The 14,789-nt window shown below is 40.5% G+C and carries 15 protein-coding genes and 1 riboswitch; of the genes, 7 read left to right on the top strand and 8 right to left on the bottom strand.

All coding sequences use genetic code 11. The features are described from left to right. Window positions 1-59: 59 nt before the first annotated feature. On the top strand, window positions 60-302 hold the full coding sequence (locus IRB43_RS03875; protein ID WP_203362130.1) for a YkuS family protein: 243 nt from the start codon (window positions 60-62) through the stop codon (window positions 300-302). A gap of 244 nt (window positions 303-546) precedes the next feature. Then, window positions 547-801 (top strand): GlsB/YeaQ/YmgE family stress response membrane protein, encoded by a 255-nt coding sequence (locus IRB43_RS03870; RefSeq protein WP_203362129.1) that lies wholly within the window; start codon window positions 547-549, stop codon window positions 799-801. Window positions 802-861: 60 nt separating this feature from the next. On the opposite strand, the gene metC is transcribed toward IRB43_RS03870, so the two are convergent. Continuing rightward, on the bottom strand, window positions 862-2,037 hold the full coding sequence (gene metC, locus IRB43_RS03865; RefSeq protein WP_203362128.1) for a cystathionine beta-lyase: 1,176 nt from the start codon (window positions 2,035-2,037) through the stop codon (window positions 862-864). 2 nt (window positions 2,038-2,039) lie between these two features. Continuing rightward, window positions 2,040-3,149, bottom strand: a complete 1,110-nt coding sequence (locus tag IRB43_RS03860; RefSeq protein ID WP_203362127.1) for a methionine biosynthesis PLP-dependent protein — start codon at window positions 3,147-3,149, stop codon at window positions 2,040-2,042. 77 nt (window positions 3,150-3,226) lie between these two features. Further along, window positions 3,227-3,332, bottom strand: a riboswitch (SAM riboswitch). Between the two features lie 292 nt (window positions 3,333-3,624). Between IRB43_RS03860 and IRB43_RS03855 the strand changes: the two genes are divergently transcribed. After that, entirely contained in the window at window positions 3,625-4,881 is a 1,257-nt protein-coding gene (locus tag IRB43_RS03855; protein WP_203362126.1) for an NAD(P)-dependent malic enzyme, read from the top strand. 74 nt (window positions 4,882-4,955) lie between these two features. On the opposite strand, the gene IRB43_RS03850 is transcribed toward IRB43_RS03855, so the two are convergent. The 6 genes from IRB43_RS03850 to IRB43_RS03825 all read right to left on the bottom strand — a co-directional run bounded on the left by IRB43_RS03850 (window position 4,956) and on the right by IRB43_RS03825 (window position 10,390). Next, window positions 4,956-6,164 carry an NRAMP family divalent metal transporter gene (locus IRB43_RS03850; RefSeq protein WP_203362125.1) on the bottom strand — a complete coding sequence of 403 codons (1,209 nt, stop codon included), beginning with the start codon at window positions 6,162-6,164 and terminating at the stop codon, window positions 4,956-4,958. Window positions 6,165-6,178: 14 nt separating this feature from the next. After that, entirely contained in the window at window positions 6,179-6,937 is a 759-nt protein-coding gene (pxpA, locus tag IRB43_RS03845; RefSeq protein WP_203362445.1) for a 5-oxoprolinase subunit PxpA, read from the bottom strand. Then, window positions 6,918-7,934 (bottom strand): 5-oxoprolinase subunit C family protein, encoded by a 1,017-nt coding sequence (locus IRB43_RS03840; protein WP_238941821.1) that lies wholly within the window; start codon window positions 7,932-7,934, stop codon window positions 6,918-6,920. The genes pxpA and IRB43_RS03840 overlap by 20 nt, the downstream gene beginning before the upstream one ends. Continuing rightward, on the bottom strand, window positions 7,928-8,623 hold the full coding sequence (gene pxpB, locus IRB43_RS03835; RefSeq protein ID WP_203362123.1) for a 5-oxoprolinase subunit PxpB: 696 nt from the start codon (window positions 8,621-8,623) through the stop codon (window positions 7,928-7,930). The genes IRB43_RS03840 and pxpB overlap by 7 nt, the downstream gene beginning before the upstream one ends. Then, the gene (locus tag IRB43_RS03830) at window positions 8,595-9,380 is read right to left on the bottom strand and encodes an IclR family transcriptional regulator domain-containing protein (RefSeq protein WP_203362122.1); all 786 of its coding nucleotides are present in this window, start codon (window positions 9,378-9,380) and stop codon (window positions 8,595-8,597) included. The genes pxpB and IRB43_RS03830 overlap by 29 nt, the downstream gene beginning before the upstream one ends. A gap of 167 nt (window positions 9,381-9,547) precedes the next feature. Further along, window positions 9,548-10,390, bottom strand: a complete 843-nt coding sequence (locus IRB43_RS03825) for a TetR/AcrR family transcriptional regulator (protein WP_203362121.1) — start codon at window positions 10,388-10,390, stop codon at window positions 9,548-9,550. A 217-nt stretch (window positions 10,391-10,607) separates the two neighbouring features. Between IRB43_RS03825 and IRB43_RS03820 the strand changes: the two genes are divergently transcribed. The 4 genes from IRB43_RS03820 to IRB43_RS03805 all read left to right on the top strand — a co-directional run bounded on the left by IRB43_RS03820 (window position 10,608) and on the right by IRB43_RS03805 (window position 14,716). After that, on the top strand, window positions 10,608-12,068 hold the full coding sequence (locus tag IRB43_RS03820; protein WP_238941819.1) for a DHA2 family efflux MFS transporter permease subunit: 1,461 nt from the start codon (window positions 10,608-10,610) through the stop codon (window positions 12,066-12,068). 203 nt (window positions 12,069-12,271) lie between these two features. After that, complete coding sequence (locus IRB43_RS03815) at window positions 12,272-12,547, top strand: hypothetical protein (protein ID WP_203362119.1); 276 nt, start codon at window positions 12,272-12,274, stop codon at window positions 12,545-12,547. Window positions 12,548-12,647: 100 nt separating this feature from the next. Further along, on the top strand, window positions 12,648-13,322 hold the full coding sequence (locus IRB43_RS03810) for a response regulator transcription factor (RefSeq protein ID WP_203362118.1): 675 nt from the start codon (window positions 12,648-12,650) through the stop codon (window positions 13,320-13,322). Beyond that, window positions 13,319-14,716 (top strand): sensor histidine kinase, encoded by a 1,398-nt coding sequence (locus IRB43_RS03805; RefSeq protein ID WP_238941796.1) that lies wholly within the window; start codon window positions 13,319-13,321, stop codon window positions 14,714-14,716. The genes IRB43_RS03810 and IRB43_RS03805 overlap by 4 nt, the downstream gene beginning before the upstream one ends. Window positions 14,717-14,789 lie beyond the last annotated feature (73 nt).

Genomic DNA, 14,789 nt, shown 5'->3' with positions numbered 1-14,789 from the left:
CATGAATCAAGCATAATATTTGCCCTTTTGGCCAATGATATCATCAGGAGGTGTTATCATTGGCCAAAATCGGTGTTGAACTAGCTCTGCAAAATGTCAAACAAGCTTTGCAGGAAAAAGGTCATCAAGTCGTGGATTTACGCAATGAATCTGATTTCAAACAGTGTGATTGTTGTGTGATCACCGGATTAGATTCAAACGTAATGGGTATGCAAGAAACACTAACGAAATCATCTATTATTGAAGCAAGCGGGATGAGTGCAGAGGAAGTTTGCCAAGAAGTAGAAAATAGAATTTCATAACGCGTTCATTCGCCGTCCGCCAATCATTAAAAAATATGCGGACGGCTTTTATTATATTTCCTCCCCTTTCAGTTGACAATAAAAGTGAAGCTGTTTCCCTTTCAGGTATTTTTTACACCTATTTTAATCAAATTTTTGTCAGTAATTGACGATTGATATAAACAAATAAGGGAATACATAAAGTGAAACTTCAATCAGTGGGGATTTTTTTCATCCCCACTGATGAAAAGAGGAGGAAATCAAAATGGGATTCATTATGTATTTAATTGTCGGAGGACTGATTGGCTGGCTCGCTGGAGCGATTATCGGTAAAGATATTCCAGGTGGCATTATAGGCAATATAATTGCTGGGATTGTAGGAGCCTGGATCGGTGGCATGTTGCTTGGAGATATGGGCCCAAGAATCGCCGGAATTGCGATTATTCCAGCTTTAATTGGATCATTAATTTTAGTGTTTATCGCAAGCTTCTTGTTAAGACGAATGAAGCATATTTCATAAAAACGGTGAGGGTCTGCTTACATAGACAATCGAATGTAGAGCAGACTCTTCCTATCCATTTTATTTGTATACACTTATCGCTCTTCCTTGCTTCAAAGCTTGACAGCAGTCATCAATTAAGTCTGTTGCAGATTCCAAGCCAACAGAAAACCTCAATAATCCGTCTGTAATTCCCCGTTTCACTCTTTCCTCTTTAAGCATTGCCGCGTGAGACATCTTCGCCGGATAAGAAAGAATCGATTCGACCGCTCCGAGGCTAACAGCAAATACCGGAATATTAATATGCTGCACAAACTGCCTAACTGCCTCTTCATTTTTTAGCTCAAATGAAAGGACCGCTCCTGGTCCGCTTGCTTGATACGAATGCACCTCATATCCTGGATGATCCGTTAACCCAGGATAATAAACTTTTTCAACTAGTTCATGCTTTTGTAAATAATGAGCTAATTCCTTTGCTGTTTTAGAAGACTGTTCTAAACGTACATGAAGAGTTTTCAGTCCTCTTAAAACAAACCAGCAATCATGAGCACTTAGTACAGCACCAAATGTATTTTGAAGTTGATATAACCGATTGCCTAACTCTTCATCTTTTGTTACCGCTAGTCCTGCTAGTACATCACTGTGCCCCGACAGAAACTTGGTAGCACTATGGATTACAAGGTCTACCCCTAACTGCAAAGGCTGCTGCAAGACAGGTGTTAAAAAGGTGTTATCGACAAAAGTTAAACATTGATGCGCTTTCGCTAGTTTGACAATTCCGCGAATATCAGTAATCTTTAATAAAGGGTTAGATGGCGTTTCTATATAAATAACTCGTGTGTTTTCCTTTATACTAGAAGCTACTTCATGCAAATTGCTCATATCCACAAACGTATAGTCAATGCCAAAGCGTTTTAACACAGTCGTCACCATTCGATATGTGCCTCCATACACATCTTCTGTAATTAAGACGTGATCACCCTTTGAAAGCAGTAAAAAAGCGGTGGAAATCGCTGCCATGCCCGATGAAAAAGCAAACCCTCTCGTTCCGCCCTCTAATTCAGCAATTGCTTCTTCCAATGCTTTTCTTGTGGGATTGCCTGAACGACTATAATCAAATTCGCCAAATTGGTCAAAATCTGTTTGATGAAAAGTGGAGGCATGATATAAAGGAACACTCACTGCCCCCGTGTCTTTATCGAATTTATGACGATTATGCAGTAATTTTGTTTGAAAAGAATACGTTTTTCTCACCATAATCACTCCTCTTTCATTTTGTTAAATGCCTGTTTTAAGTCAGCTAGTAAGTCCTCTGTATGCTCAATCCCAACCGAAAATCGAAGCAGACGATTGCAAACCCCTCGCTCGAACCGAATTTTTTTCGGCATATCCATATGAGTCTGCGTAGCCGGATATGTAATAAAACTTTCCACTCCACCTAAACTTTCAGCAAAAGTAATCAATTGCAAATTTTTTAGAAATGGATTGATCCAGTTCTCTGATGAAATTCGAAATGACAACATGCCGCCGCGCCCTGGATAAAACACATCCGTTACTTCTGGACAACATCGAAGAAATTCAGCTATATGTTTAGCATTCTCCTCATGTTGTTTCATTCGAAGCGCGAGCGTTTTCAACCCGCGAATTAACAACCAAGAATCAAAAGGAGATAAAACCGCTCCAACCGTATTTTGGGCTTCCGCTATTTTCGCTGCTAACTCCTCACCCTTCACCACTACTGCCCCTGCGAGCACATCATTATGTCCGCCTAAATATTTCGTTGCACTATGAATGACAATATCTGCTCCATCTAAAAGAGGCCGTTGCAGCCATGGCGTATAAAACGTATTATCAACAATCAGCAGCAAGCCAAATTGCTTCGTAAAAGCAGCAAGCTCTTTTATATTCACTTCTTGCAAAAGAGGATTGGTTGGTGTTTCGATAAAGATGAATTTTGTGTTTGGCGACAACTTCTGTTTCGTTTTGGACAGATCTTGAAAGCTGTCGTAAGCAAATGAAACATTATGCTTTCTCCATATTTTCTCAAACAATCGATAAGTACCTCCGTAAAGATCCGCAGATACAAGCCATTCATCTCCAGGCTCCGTCAATGACAAAAGTGTGTGAATGGCCGCCATGCCCGATGAAAAAGCAAATCCGGCATCTCCTCCCTCTAAATCCGCTATGGCTTGTTCTACGATATGTCTAGTCGGATTTCCGGTACGAACATAATCAAATCCAGTTGAACAGCCAACCCCTTCATGACGGTAGGCCGTCGAAAAGTATACGGGTGGGTTCACTGTTCCTGTCTGTTCCTCACTTCTATTTCCAACTTGAGCCAGAATTGTTTCGATATGTTTATTTCCCATTTCATCATCTCCTACTTATAGCTATGTGTATAAAAAAATAAAAGCCTTCTGAAGAAGAAGGCTTTTTTCATTACTTCTCCTCATCTTTCGGATCATTCATCCGCTGGATTTAGCACCTTGACTTATAAATAGCCGGTTGCTGAAGTATCATCGGGCCAGTCCCTCCACTTCTCTTGATAAGAACTTATTCAATTTTCTCGCTACTAAAGTTTTTTGTTTTTTATTAATGTACAGGATCAATCTTTGAATAGCAAGACTTTTTTTAATTTTCATTTTTCTAGCTCAATCGATGTTAAAACGACAGCTAACTACCCACAAACAATTTGTATTCTTTTGTTAATTTTCTGAAAATTTAGTTGATTATCCTTTTAGGCTGTTATACAATAAAAAACATTAACTTATCGCACAGGCTTTTGAAAGCATTTGTTCATAACTGTTTTAGAAAGCCTAAAAAATAAAAAGGAGAGGGTAAAGTATGCAGAATTTGAGAGAAGATGCTTTAGAAATTCATCGACATCACCAAGGGAAACTAGAAACGTCGGCAAAATTGAATGTGAGGAGCCTCAAAGATTTAAGCCTTGTGTATTCTCCCGGAGTAGCAGAGCCATGTTTAGAAATTCATTCTAACCCTGAAAAGATCTATGAATATACGATGAAAGCAAATACGGTGGCTGTGGTTTCAGATGGTACAGCTGTGTTAGGTCTTGGTGATATTGGGGCAGATGCCTCATTGCCTGTTATGGAAGGAAAAGCAATTTTATTTAAAAACTTTGCGGGCGTTGATGCTTTCCCTATTTGCATTGACACAAAAGATCCTGAAGAGGTAATCAAGACGGTCAAATTATTGCAATCTTCCTTTGGAGGTGTCAACTTAGAAGATATTAAAGCTCCCAATTGTTTTTTGATCGAAGAAAGATTAAAAGAAGAAATGGATATTCCTGTATTTCATGATGATCAGCACGGAACGGCTATCGTGACATTAGCTGGCTTAATTAACTCATTAAAGCTCGTTCATAAAACATTTAATGATATTAAAGTTATTATTAATGGCGCAGGTGCGGCAGGAATTGCTATTACGAAATTGTTATACAGCTTTGGCGTGAAGGAAATCATTATGTGTGATTCAAAAGGAGCGATTTACGAAGGAAGACCTCATGGAATGAACCCTGTTAAAGAAGAAATCGCAACATTCACCAATCCGCATCGCATAGAGGGGTCGCTTGAAGAAGTGATCATTAATAGTGACGTCTTTATCGGAGTTTCTGCTGCTGGAGCCTTAACACAAACTATGGTTCGTACGATGGCACAGAATCCAATCGTTTTTGCCATGGCTAATCCTAATCCCGAAATCGATCCGATCGATGCCAAAGCTGCCGGAGTGAAAATCATTGGCACAGGGCGTTCAGATTTTCCTAACCAAGTCAATAATGTTCTCGCTTTCCCAGGCGTATTCCGTGGAGCACTCGATACTCGAGCAACAGACATTAATGAAGAAATGAAAATTGCCGCTGCTCACGCCATCGCTTCCCTCGTAGCAGACCATGAACTTGCAGATGATTATATCATCCCTTCAGCATTTGATGCCCGAGTCGCACCAGAAGTAGCCGCCGCTGTTGCCGCCGCTGCTATTCACTCCGGTGTCGCGCGCCAACATATCAATGTTGACTCCCTACGCCACAAAACCTACCAGTTATCAGCTATTCAAGTAAAGCCTGCTGAAATCATTTTATAAAAAAAGGTCGATCTGCCTATTTCAATGGGCAATGATCGACCTTTTTTATATCACGCTTTAGCAGAGCTTTTCATTTAAGAAGCAAATAATTTAGGTAGTTCATTAAATAACGTAAAACCGCCCATACCTGCCATTAACAGAACGACGACAACCCCAAACACAGTCATCCACAGTGGATGGCGGTACGAGCCGACAATTGATCGCTTATGTGCTGCAATTAACATCACTCCTAAAGCAATCGGTAAAATTAATCCATTTAACGCACCAGCAAGAATGAGCATTTTAACTGGTTTACCGATAGTTGTAAAGATCGTGGTAGAAACAATGATAAATACAACAATAATTGCTTTATGATGACGCTCCAGCCACGGATGAAAAGTACGAATAAATGAAACAGATGTATAAGCAGCACCAATCACAGATGTAATCGCTGCTGCCCACATGACTACACCAAATAGTTTATAGCCAATGTCACCAGCAGCATATTGGAATACCGATGCCGGCGGATTTGCTTCATCTAAGATAAACCCTTGAGTAACCACACCTAAGGCCGCAAGAAATAGAAAAATTCTCATAATAGAGGCAATCCCAATGGCTGAAACAGAGCTTTTCGTTACTTGAGGAATCGCCTCTATTCCCTTCACTCCTGCATCTAACAAACGGTGACCACCAGCAAACGTAATATAACCACCAACGGTACCGCCGACTAATGTCACAATAGCTAAGAAATCGACTTTTTCTGGAGCAAACGTTCGAATTACTGCCTCTGTAGCTGGCGGATCTGCTTTAAACACAACATACACAGTAAGGGCAATCATAACAAACCCCATCACTTGTGTAAATTTATCCATTAAAATGCCAGCTTCTTTTACAAGGAAAATCCCTACGGCAATCGCTGCGCTAATAATGGCTCCTGTGACAGGAGAAACTCCGAAAATAACGTTCGCTCCAAGCCCGGCTCCACCAACGTTTCCAATATTAAAAGCAATACCTCCAAGAACAATGAGGACCGCAATCACATAACCAAGTCCAGGAAAAACTAAGTTTGCCACCTCTTGAGCACGCTTTTCGGAAACCGTTAAAATTCGCCAAATATTTGTTTGAGCACCGATATCCAAAATAATAGAAATTAAAATAACAAAGCCAAAACTGGCAGCTAATTGCTGCGTAAAAACGGTTGTTTGTGTTAAAAAGCCCGGGCCAATGGCTGATGTTGCCATTAAAAATGCGGCACCAAGCAAAACACTCCAATTTAATGTATTTTCTTTTTTGTTTGAATTCATATTGTTTCTCCCTTCTATTCAATCGTTTGGATGATGATTCCTTGATGTTCAAGCTCTTGACGAATATAGCGGGCAAAAGAGAGGGCATGAGGACCATCCCCATGAATACAAATCGTATCTGCTGAAATAGACACCACTTCTCCGGTAACTGCTTGCACAGTTCCCTCCTTCACCATACGAATAGCTTGCTGAATAGCTTCTTTGTCCGTAGCAATAAAGGCTTTCGGCTCTCGTCTGCTCGTTAACGAGCCATCTGCTTGATATGTACGATCAACAAATACTTCTTCAGCTACCTTTAATCCAGCCGCTTTACCCGCTGTAATTAATTTACTTCCAGACAATCCGTATAATATAAGTGAGGAATCAAAATCCACAATAGCTTGAACAATAGCTTCTGCAAGCTGCTTGTCTTTTGCCGCCATATTATACAGAGCTCCGTGCGGCTTTACGTGATGAAGTTTTCCGCCTTCTGCCTGAACGAAAGCAGATAAAGCACCTAGTTGGTATACAACGGATGTGTAAGCTTCTTCAGCAGAAAGATCCATTGGTCGGCGCCCAAATCCAACTAGATCAGGAAATCCTGGATGAGCTCCAATAGCGACCCCATGATTTAACGCAAGTTTCACTGTTTGGCGCATGACAACAGGGTCTCCGGCATGAAAGCCACATGCAATATTGGCAGACGTAATAAAAGGCATAATCTCTTCATCTGCACCCATTTGATAAGCACCAAAGCTTTCCCCTAAATCGCAGTTAATATCTATTTTCATTATGTTTCTCCTTTCTCCATTGCAGCCAAATAGCTGATCGAATCATTTGCAATTCCCGTTCTCGTTGGACATATAATTGTTGCGCTTCTTCTAGTGTGACATGCTCAAAGTACACCTCAGCTCCGGGAGTCTTTTGAGCGAGACTAGAGATATCAACAGTCGTTACATTCGCTATTTTCGGATACCCCCCCGTCGTTTGCCGATCTGCCATTAATATGATCGGTTGACCTGATGAAGGGACTTGAACCGTGCCAATGGCCACAGCTTCAGAGATCATTTCCTTTGATTGACTCATGTCTAAGCGAGCGCCCTCAAAACGAAACCCCATTCGATCTGACTCCGGCATCATCTTATACGGAGTCCGCCAGAAATCTTGTTGGGAGGCAGCAGTAAAACAAGCATACTCACTTCCCTCTATGCAACGAAAATGAGTGTTTTTTAAACATTGATAAACCGATGAAGAAATTCCCCAGTTGGTTGCTAATACACGAGCACAGGCTGTAGGAATGGTCTGAAGCACAGCTTGGACAGTTTCATTTGGGAGGCCAATTGGAAGACTGTCTCCTTTTTTCAAGGCACGACCCTCAAAACCGCCAAATTGACCTCGAGCATAAGTCGATCGGCTCCCTAATACTTTCGTTACGTCGATTCCCCCAGCGATAGACAAGTACACCCTACTTCCTTCTATAAACCGCTTCACGTGCACTTCATTTCCTGCAGGTATATAGACAGGTCGCCACATTGGAACTGGTTTCCCTTGACATTCAATCGTTGCCTCTGCCCCTGTAAAAGCGACAAAGACAGGATCATCGAATTGAACGCTAGCTCCTGTCATCGTCATCTCGAGCGCGCCAGCTCCGCATTCATTGCCAACTAACCAGTTGCCAAGACGAAGCGACAAGTCATCCATCGCTCCAGACACAACGACACCATACTGTCTACTTCCCGTTCGACCGCGGTCCTGAACAGTCGTAAAAAAACCTGGACGAGTAATCAACATTGCCACGGTGCATTCCCCCTTTCTTTGTTGAATTGGCGTTCATCAATCGCAACAAACTTAATTTTGTCCCCCGCATGAAGTAAGCTCGGAGGCTGGTGTCTCGGATTAAATAAATCCCAAGGCGTCCGGCCGATCACATGCCATCCGCCCGGAGATTGAATAGGGTATACGCCCGTTTGCTGACCTCCAATAGCAACAGAACCAGCAGGAATATACAAGTCAGGTATTTCTTTTCTTGGAGTGTAAAGCTGCTTTGATAATCCTCCAATATAAGGGAATCCTGGAGCAAATCCAATCATGTACACAATATATTCGGGTTCCGTATGAAGACGAATCACTTCCTCCACGTCCAGCTGATGAAAAGCGGCTACCTCTTGAAGATCCGGACCGCTTTCTCCTCCATATAAAACTGGGATATGAAGCAGACGCGGTTCTCTTTCTTCCTCGTGAGCCATCTTCTTTATATCTTCTAAAATGAGTTCCTTTAATTTCTGTAAAGTGGTTTGTAAAGGATCATAATAAAGTGTAACGGCAGCAAATGACGGTACCCATTCTTCTACTCCCGACCACTTCTCTACTTCTAAATGCTTAGTAAAAGCACGGACTTTTCGATGTACGTCCATACTAATCTCTTCACCAAACCGAATCGTGACCGCTCGATCACCAAGCGGAATAATTTGTTCTTGCATCTTCCCCTTCTCCTTTCCATCCCATCTTTTTAGAAATCTCCTCAGCTGATTGCTTTAACTGAATAATTAAGGACTGGATATGAGCTTCATCTTGAAAACGCGCTTCAGGTCCGACAACACTAAGCCCGGCAATCACTTTTCCTGTATAGTCAAAAATGGGGGCAGCGATTGCTGATGAATAGTTTTCTAATTCGGAATGGCTAATCGAATAGCCCTTCTCCTTACTTTCTATTAACATTTGCCGAAGCACATGTTTATCCATAATTGTTCCATCTGCATATTTTTCTATGACCGCTTCGTTAATCAATTCCTCTTTTTGCTCATCTGGTAAAAAAGCAAGCAAAATCCGTGGACACGCTCCAGCGTATAGAGGAGCACGCCGGCCAATTTGCGTATACACTCGCACTCGTTCTGTCGTATCTACCTTTTCGACATACACCGCTTCGTCTTTTTCTCTAATAATTAAATTAACAGCTTCCCCTGTCGCGTGTTTTAATTTCTTCATAATCGGTAGCGCCACTTTTCTAATTTCCAACCGTTCCGCCACAAGATGTCCCATCTGTAAAAAAAGCAGCCCCAATTTGTAAGCGCCTTCATCATTCTTTTGTAAGAAACCCAATTCATATAATGACTCTGCCATTCGATATGCAGAGGTTTTTGGTAAATTTGTTTTTTCAACAATTTGCTGTAAAGTTTGATGTTCCTCATCAAAGAATAATTGCAGAATCTCCATTGATTTTAAAACCGTTTTATTCACCGCTCATACCCTCGTTCCGTTATTCGGAATATATATTCCGATATTTAGTACATTAATTATAGAAAAAGAAACAAAATGTGACAAGGTTTTTTTGTCCAATTTTCTCACAATTTAAAATTGGACAAAAAAATAGACGATTACACTGGATAATCGTCTAAACATCAAGCTTATGAATGGATCTCAAAATAATCTTGAATATACCTTTGAAGTTCTGAATGATTAGAAATTGCTGCCAGAATCGCATGGATGACTGCTCGCCGGGGCTCATGCTGACTGAACTCGTTTTGTACAAACAGCAATAATTCGCTTTGCTCCTCATCTGTATGTTTTAACATCCTATTAATTGTTTGAATGATCAGCCGCTTTTTGTGGGCCTTTAACAAACTCGTTTGTGAAAACTGATGATTGAGCATATCGACTTCCAGTAATTGATCCTCCTGTTCTTGCACATCGACAACAATCGCCTCTAACCGCTGCATAGAATAGCGAATGATTTTATCAATATTCATTGCTTGGTCAACTGTCAGGAAGAAATGGATGTAGTTTTGCACCATACCGAATAATCCGACGGCTAAATCAAGTGAATACGGTAAAATATTCTCTCCGTATAATTCCAACACCCGTTTTTGCAGCCACTGTATTTCTTCATAATGATGATTTTTTACTACTTTTTTTAATTCATCATCCTCTGATGCAAATACCCCTTGAAAAAGCACAAATAAATTATTCTCCTGATTTACTTTCATTTTGATAGCGATTTGCTCCATAAATGCTTCCTTATCAGAAGTGGATCTTCCTGCAAGTATCGCTAAACGGCGTTTATTCGTTTCATTTCTAATCATTTCAAATATGGTCATTAATAATTCTTTTTTCGATGAAAAATAATTGTAAAAGGTTCCTTTGGAAATGTTACTTTTCTGTAAAATATCTTGAATGGACGTCGCGGCGTAACCTTTTTCAATGAAAAGAGCATGTGCCACATCAATGACTTGACGCTTCCGATCTATCATTGGATCACCTCATCTATGCAAAATTGGACTAGCTGTATAATTTCATCGTAGCCCATTCTATTAAGGTCTTCAATATACCAAAATATTTTTATTGATTTTTTTATAACACCGGTATATGATAAAAACCTATTATAACACAAGTACACTATTTTATACGAACGGTATAGGAGGGTATCTATTGACTACACAAGCAACCATCAAGAAACCGCCTTATGGGATGATCGCTATTTTATTCATCGGCGCTTTCGTATCGATATTAAACGAAACGTTATTAAACGTCGCTCTTCCATCAATTATGAAAGAATTTGAGGCATCCGCCTCCGCTGTTCAATGGCTATCGACAGGCTATATGCTCGTCAACGGGGTATTGATCCCTGCCAGCGCCTTTTTCATTCAAAAATTCACGAACCGCAAATTATTTATTTTCGCGATGACTCTTTTTACAGCCGGAACACTTCTGGCCAGTCTCGCCCCGTCGCTGAACATGCTGTTAGTCGCACGAATGATTCAAGCATCAGGATCCGCGATGATGATGCCGTTGCTGATGAACGTGATGCTTGTTAGCTTTCCTATTGAACGACGCGGAGCCGCTATGGGAATTTTCGGACTTGTGATGATCACAGCTCCTGCTATTGGTCCCACGTTATCCGGTTGGATTATTGAACATTATTCTTGGCGCACTCTATTTGACGTTGTGCTTCCATTCGCAGCCGTCACCTTACTGTTTGCCTTTTTCAAGCTAAAGAATATTACACCGCAACGCCAAATCAAGCTGGACGTTCTATCCCTTGTATTATCGAGCATTGGATTTGGCGGTTTATTGTACGGATTCAGCTCAGCAGGTGAGAAGGGTTGGGATTCGCTGCATGTCTATGGATCAATTCTCATTGGAGTCCTATCGCTTATTTTATTTATTACGCGCCAGCTCCGTTTAGATGAACCGCTTTTAGAGTTCCGAATTTACCGTTATCCAATGTTTGCATTGTCTTCTGCCATTTCTGTTGTCATTTCGATGGCGATGTTTTCTGCCATGCTACTCATGCCGATTTATGTTCAAACATTAAGAGGGATTTCTCCGCTTCACTCAGGATTGCTCATGCTGCCTGGCGCTATTGCAATGGGAATCATGTCCCCGATTACAGGTAAATTATTTGATAAGTTTGGAGCACGTATATTAGCAGTAACCGGTCTTTCTATTACGATATTAACGACATATATGTTTAGCAAGCTGACACTCGAAACATCCTATAGTTATTTAATGATGCTTTATACCCTTCGCATGTTTGGTATGTCAATGGTGATGATGCCCGTCATGACGAACGGATTGAATCAATTGCCTGCTAGAATGAATCCGCACGGAACTGCCATGAACAACACGTTGCAGCAAGTATCCGGTGCCGTCGGATCTGCTTTTCTTGTGACACTGATGCAAAATAGAACGGAAGTAGAAGCGAAAAGATTATCAGAAGAAGCGATGCAAAACCTTTCTTCTACCGTGCAACCAAACGCCGCTCAATTGAGTGAAATGAAAGCACAATTGATGAATGAAGCGATTCTTCATGGAATTAATTTTTCGTTCTTCGTTTCAGTCGGTATCGCTTCCATTGCGCTCATTCTTGCATTTTTCTTAAAACGTTCACGACCAGCAACAGAACCAGCTATGCAACAAGAAAGTTAATCAAACAACAAAGGGACCCAAACTTTTCGCTCGGGTCCCTTTGTTGTTTAACTATATGAAAGTGAAAAAATAGATACACCTTTTTTGATCTTTTATCACAAAAACAACAAAAAAGAAATAGTTTTATGTTAATTTTTTGTTAATTTTATGTTAAGATATAGTTAGAAACAATCTACAATGTTAGGAGGAAGGAGGAATGAGCTATGACTGTAGCTGAATTCTGTGGAACACTTGATTATTCTGTCTCTCAATTTGCTGTGCAACTTTCTAAAGAGGTAGAAGAAAAAATTAAAAAAAGAGAATTATTTTATCAAGATCAAATGAATCGTTACATCGATCGTCGAACTGAGTTATTTATGAAGACATTACATCTTACTCCAGCGCTCCACTCCGTCTATCGCCGAGAAATTCTTCAACATGTACTCTTCAAAATAAAACCCATTTTGAAAAAACACCATATCTTTCAAGTGATTAAATGAAGACAGCAACGCCCACGGGCGTTGCTGTCTTCATTTTAAATGGTTGTTTTTATCTATGTTTTTTATTAGCATATGATTAAAAACAAAGGAGCATAAGCCAATGATTTCTGTGTTGATTGTGGATGATGATCCGGCTGTTCGCCGGCTTGTAAGTATTCATTTAAATGAGGCAGGCTTCCAAACGGTACAAGCAGAAAATGGGAAAGACGCGTTAACTATACTTCAACAAAAAAAATGTGACGCTGCCATTGTCGATGTGATGATGCCTGAAATGAACGGATTTGAACTAACAGAGGCAATCCGGTGTGATTATGACTTGCCGATTATTTTACTAACAGCTAAAAGCGCTTTAAGTGATAAGGAAAGCGGCTTTCGCTCTGGAACAGATGATTATCTTGTGAAACCATTTGAACCGCAAGAGCTGATCTTTCGACTCAACGCATTGCTCAGACGCTACAATAAACAACAGTCGTCTAATATTCAAATCGGCAACACGACCATTGATACGAAAAGCTATGAAGTGCAAATCGATGACAGTTCTATGCTACTGCCGCTAAAAGAGTTTGAGCTTCTTTCATTTTTAGCCGCCTCCCCCCGTCAGACGTTTTCAAGAGCTCAGCTGATTGATTCCGTATGGGGGCTTGATTTTGACGGCGATGAACGAACGGTGGATGTGCATATTAAACGCTTGCGGGAACGATTTAAAAACAGGCAGCCAGGGTTTAAAATTCTTACAGTCCGAGGGGTAGGTTACAAGCTGGAGGAAACAGTATGATCCGTTCGCTGTATGGCAAAGTTACATTCACAACCATCTTAATTATGTTATTAAGCGGCATCGCTGCTTTTCTGCTCTCAAATATTTATTATCAAATGATCTTGAAACCATATAATGATCAAAAAAACACCATGATCGCACAAGAAATGGTTGACTATGTCAAGCTTCATCCGGAAATGAAATTAGATTCATATTTCGAGCATTTGGCAGCTGTCGGTTACCAAGTATACATAACCGATGGGCAACAAGAACAATTTTACGGAAAAGCCTTTCGAGAAGCAAATTTAGCCACAGAAGATATACAAATGGTTTTAAATGGGGCCACCTTTCACGGAATGCAGCAATTCCCTCATACCTTTTTTGTAACTGGCTTTTTTGCTAATGAGTTAAAGAATACCATCGGTGTTCCATTTATGTATGAGGGGAAAACATACGCCTTATTTATGCGTCCAGATATTAAACTACTGTTTAATGAAATGCATCTTCTGTTCGGTTCCATGCTTTTTATTACCATTTTGCTAAGTATTTTATTTGTCCTAATTAGCGTGAAATTACTAACAAACCCAATTAAGAAACTCACTTCTGCTACCTTTGAATTAGCTCAAGGCAACTTTAATATTCAATTGGACATTAATCGCAAGGACGAAATCGGTGATCTTGCTCAAAGCTTCACGCAAATGGCTAATCAGCTGGAGCAATTAGAAGAATTACGCAAACAATTAATATCGAACATCTCTCATGATATTCAATCCCCCCTTTCTAATATTAAAGGATACACGGCTTTATTAGCCCAACCGGATTTGTCGGATGAAGACAAGCTTCACTACGCTGATATTATCAATAAAGAAGTGTTGCGGCTGTCGATGCTAACGAAGCAAATTTTATTTCTCGCTTCACTAGAACAGGAAGAACAGCCTTTGAAAAAACAAAGTTTTTCTTTATCGGAACAACTAAAGCAAGTGTTAAGACAATACCAATGGAAGATGGAGGAAAAAGGTATCATGGCAGATTATCAGCTCCCTCCTACTGATTTTTATGGTGATCCTGCACAGCTATATGCCGTTTGGGACAATATCATGTCCAATGCCGTGAAATATAATCTAGAAGGCGGCTATGTAAAGGTCTCTTTAACTGATAAACCTGATTATGTGGAAATACGAATAAAAAATTCTGGAGTCGGCATTGATAAGGCGGATCTTTCTCGGATTTTTGAGCGTTTCTATCGGGCAGACACGGCTAGAAGCCGAACAATTGAAGGGACTGGATTAGGGCTCTCGATCGCTATGACGATCGTACACCTGCATCACGGCCGAATTTATGCTAAAAGTGAAAAAGGAGCCGATACTGAGATCACTGTAGAACTTCCAAAACAAAAAACAGCCACTCATCCCTGAAGATTCATCATTTCAGGGATGTTTTTATTTTCTCTTGCGAAATCTTAATTGTAAATTCATGTTCATCTTCTGT

Source organism: Bacillus sp. REN10, from assembly GCF_016820555.1.
Taxonomy (GTDB): domain Bacteria; phylum Bacillota; class Bacilli; order Bacillales; family Domibacillaceae; genus Bacillus_CE.
Note: the sequence above shows the minus strand (reverse complement) of the source record. Positions and strands in the feature narration are given on the sequence as shown.

Coding starts and splice junctions, on each gene's coding strand:
- IRB43_RS03870 (WP_203362129.1), top strand. CDS start 547: ATGGGATTCATTATGTATTTAATTGTCGGAGGACTGATTGGCTGGCTC.
- metC (WP_203362128.1), bottom strand. CDS start 2,037: ATGGTGAGAAAAACGTATTCTTTTCAAACAAAATTACTGCATAATCGT.
- IRB43_RS03860 (WP_203362127.1), bottom strand. CDS start 3,149: ATGGGAAATAAACATATCGAAACAATTCTGGCTCAAGTTGGAAATAGA.
- IRB43_RS03855 (WP_203362126.1), top strand. CDS start 3,625: ATGCAGAATTTGAGAGAAGATGCTTTAGAAATTCATCGACATCACCAA.
- IRB43_RS03850 (WP_203362125.1), bottom strand. CDS start 6,164: ATGAATTCAAACAAAAAAGAAAATACATTAAATTGGAGTGTTTTGCTT.
- IRB43_RS03840 (WP_238941821.1), bottom strand. CDS start 7,934: ATGTTGATTACTCGTCCAGGTTTTTTTACGACTGTTCAGGACCGCGGT.
- pxpB (WP_203362123.1), bottom strand. CDS start 8,623: ATGCAAGAACAAATTATTCCGCTTGGTGATCGAGCGGTCACGATTCGG.
- IRB43_RS03825 (WP_203362121.1), bottom strand. CDS start 10,390: ATGATAGATCGGAAGCGTCAAGTCATTGATGTGGCACATGCTCTTTTC.
- IRB43_RS03820 (WP_238941819.1), top strand. CDS start 10,608: ATGATCGCTATTTTATTCATCGGCGCTTTCGTATCGATATTAAACGAA.
- IRB43_RS03815 (WP_203362119.1), top strand. CDS start 12,272: ATGACTGTAGCTGAATTCTGTGGAACACTTGATTATTCTGTCTCTCAA.
- IRB43_RS03810 (WP_203362118.1), top strand. CDS start 12,648: ATGATTTCTGTGTTGATTGTGGATGATGATCCGGCTGTTCGCCGGCTT.
- IRB43_RS03805 (WP_238941796.1), top strand. CDS start 13,319: ATGATCCGTTCGCTGTATGGCAAAGTTACATTCACAACCATCTTAATT.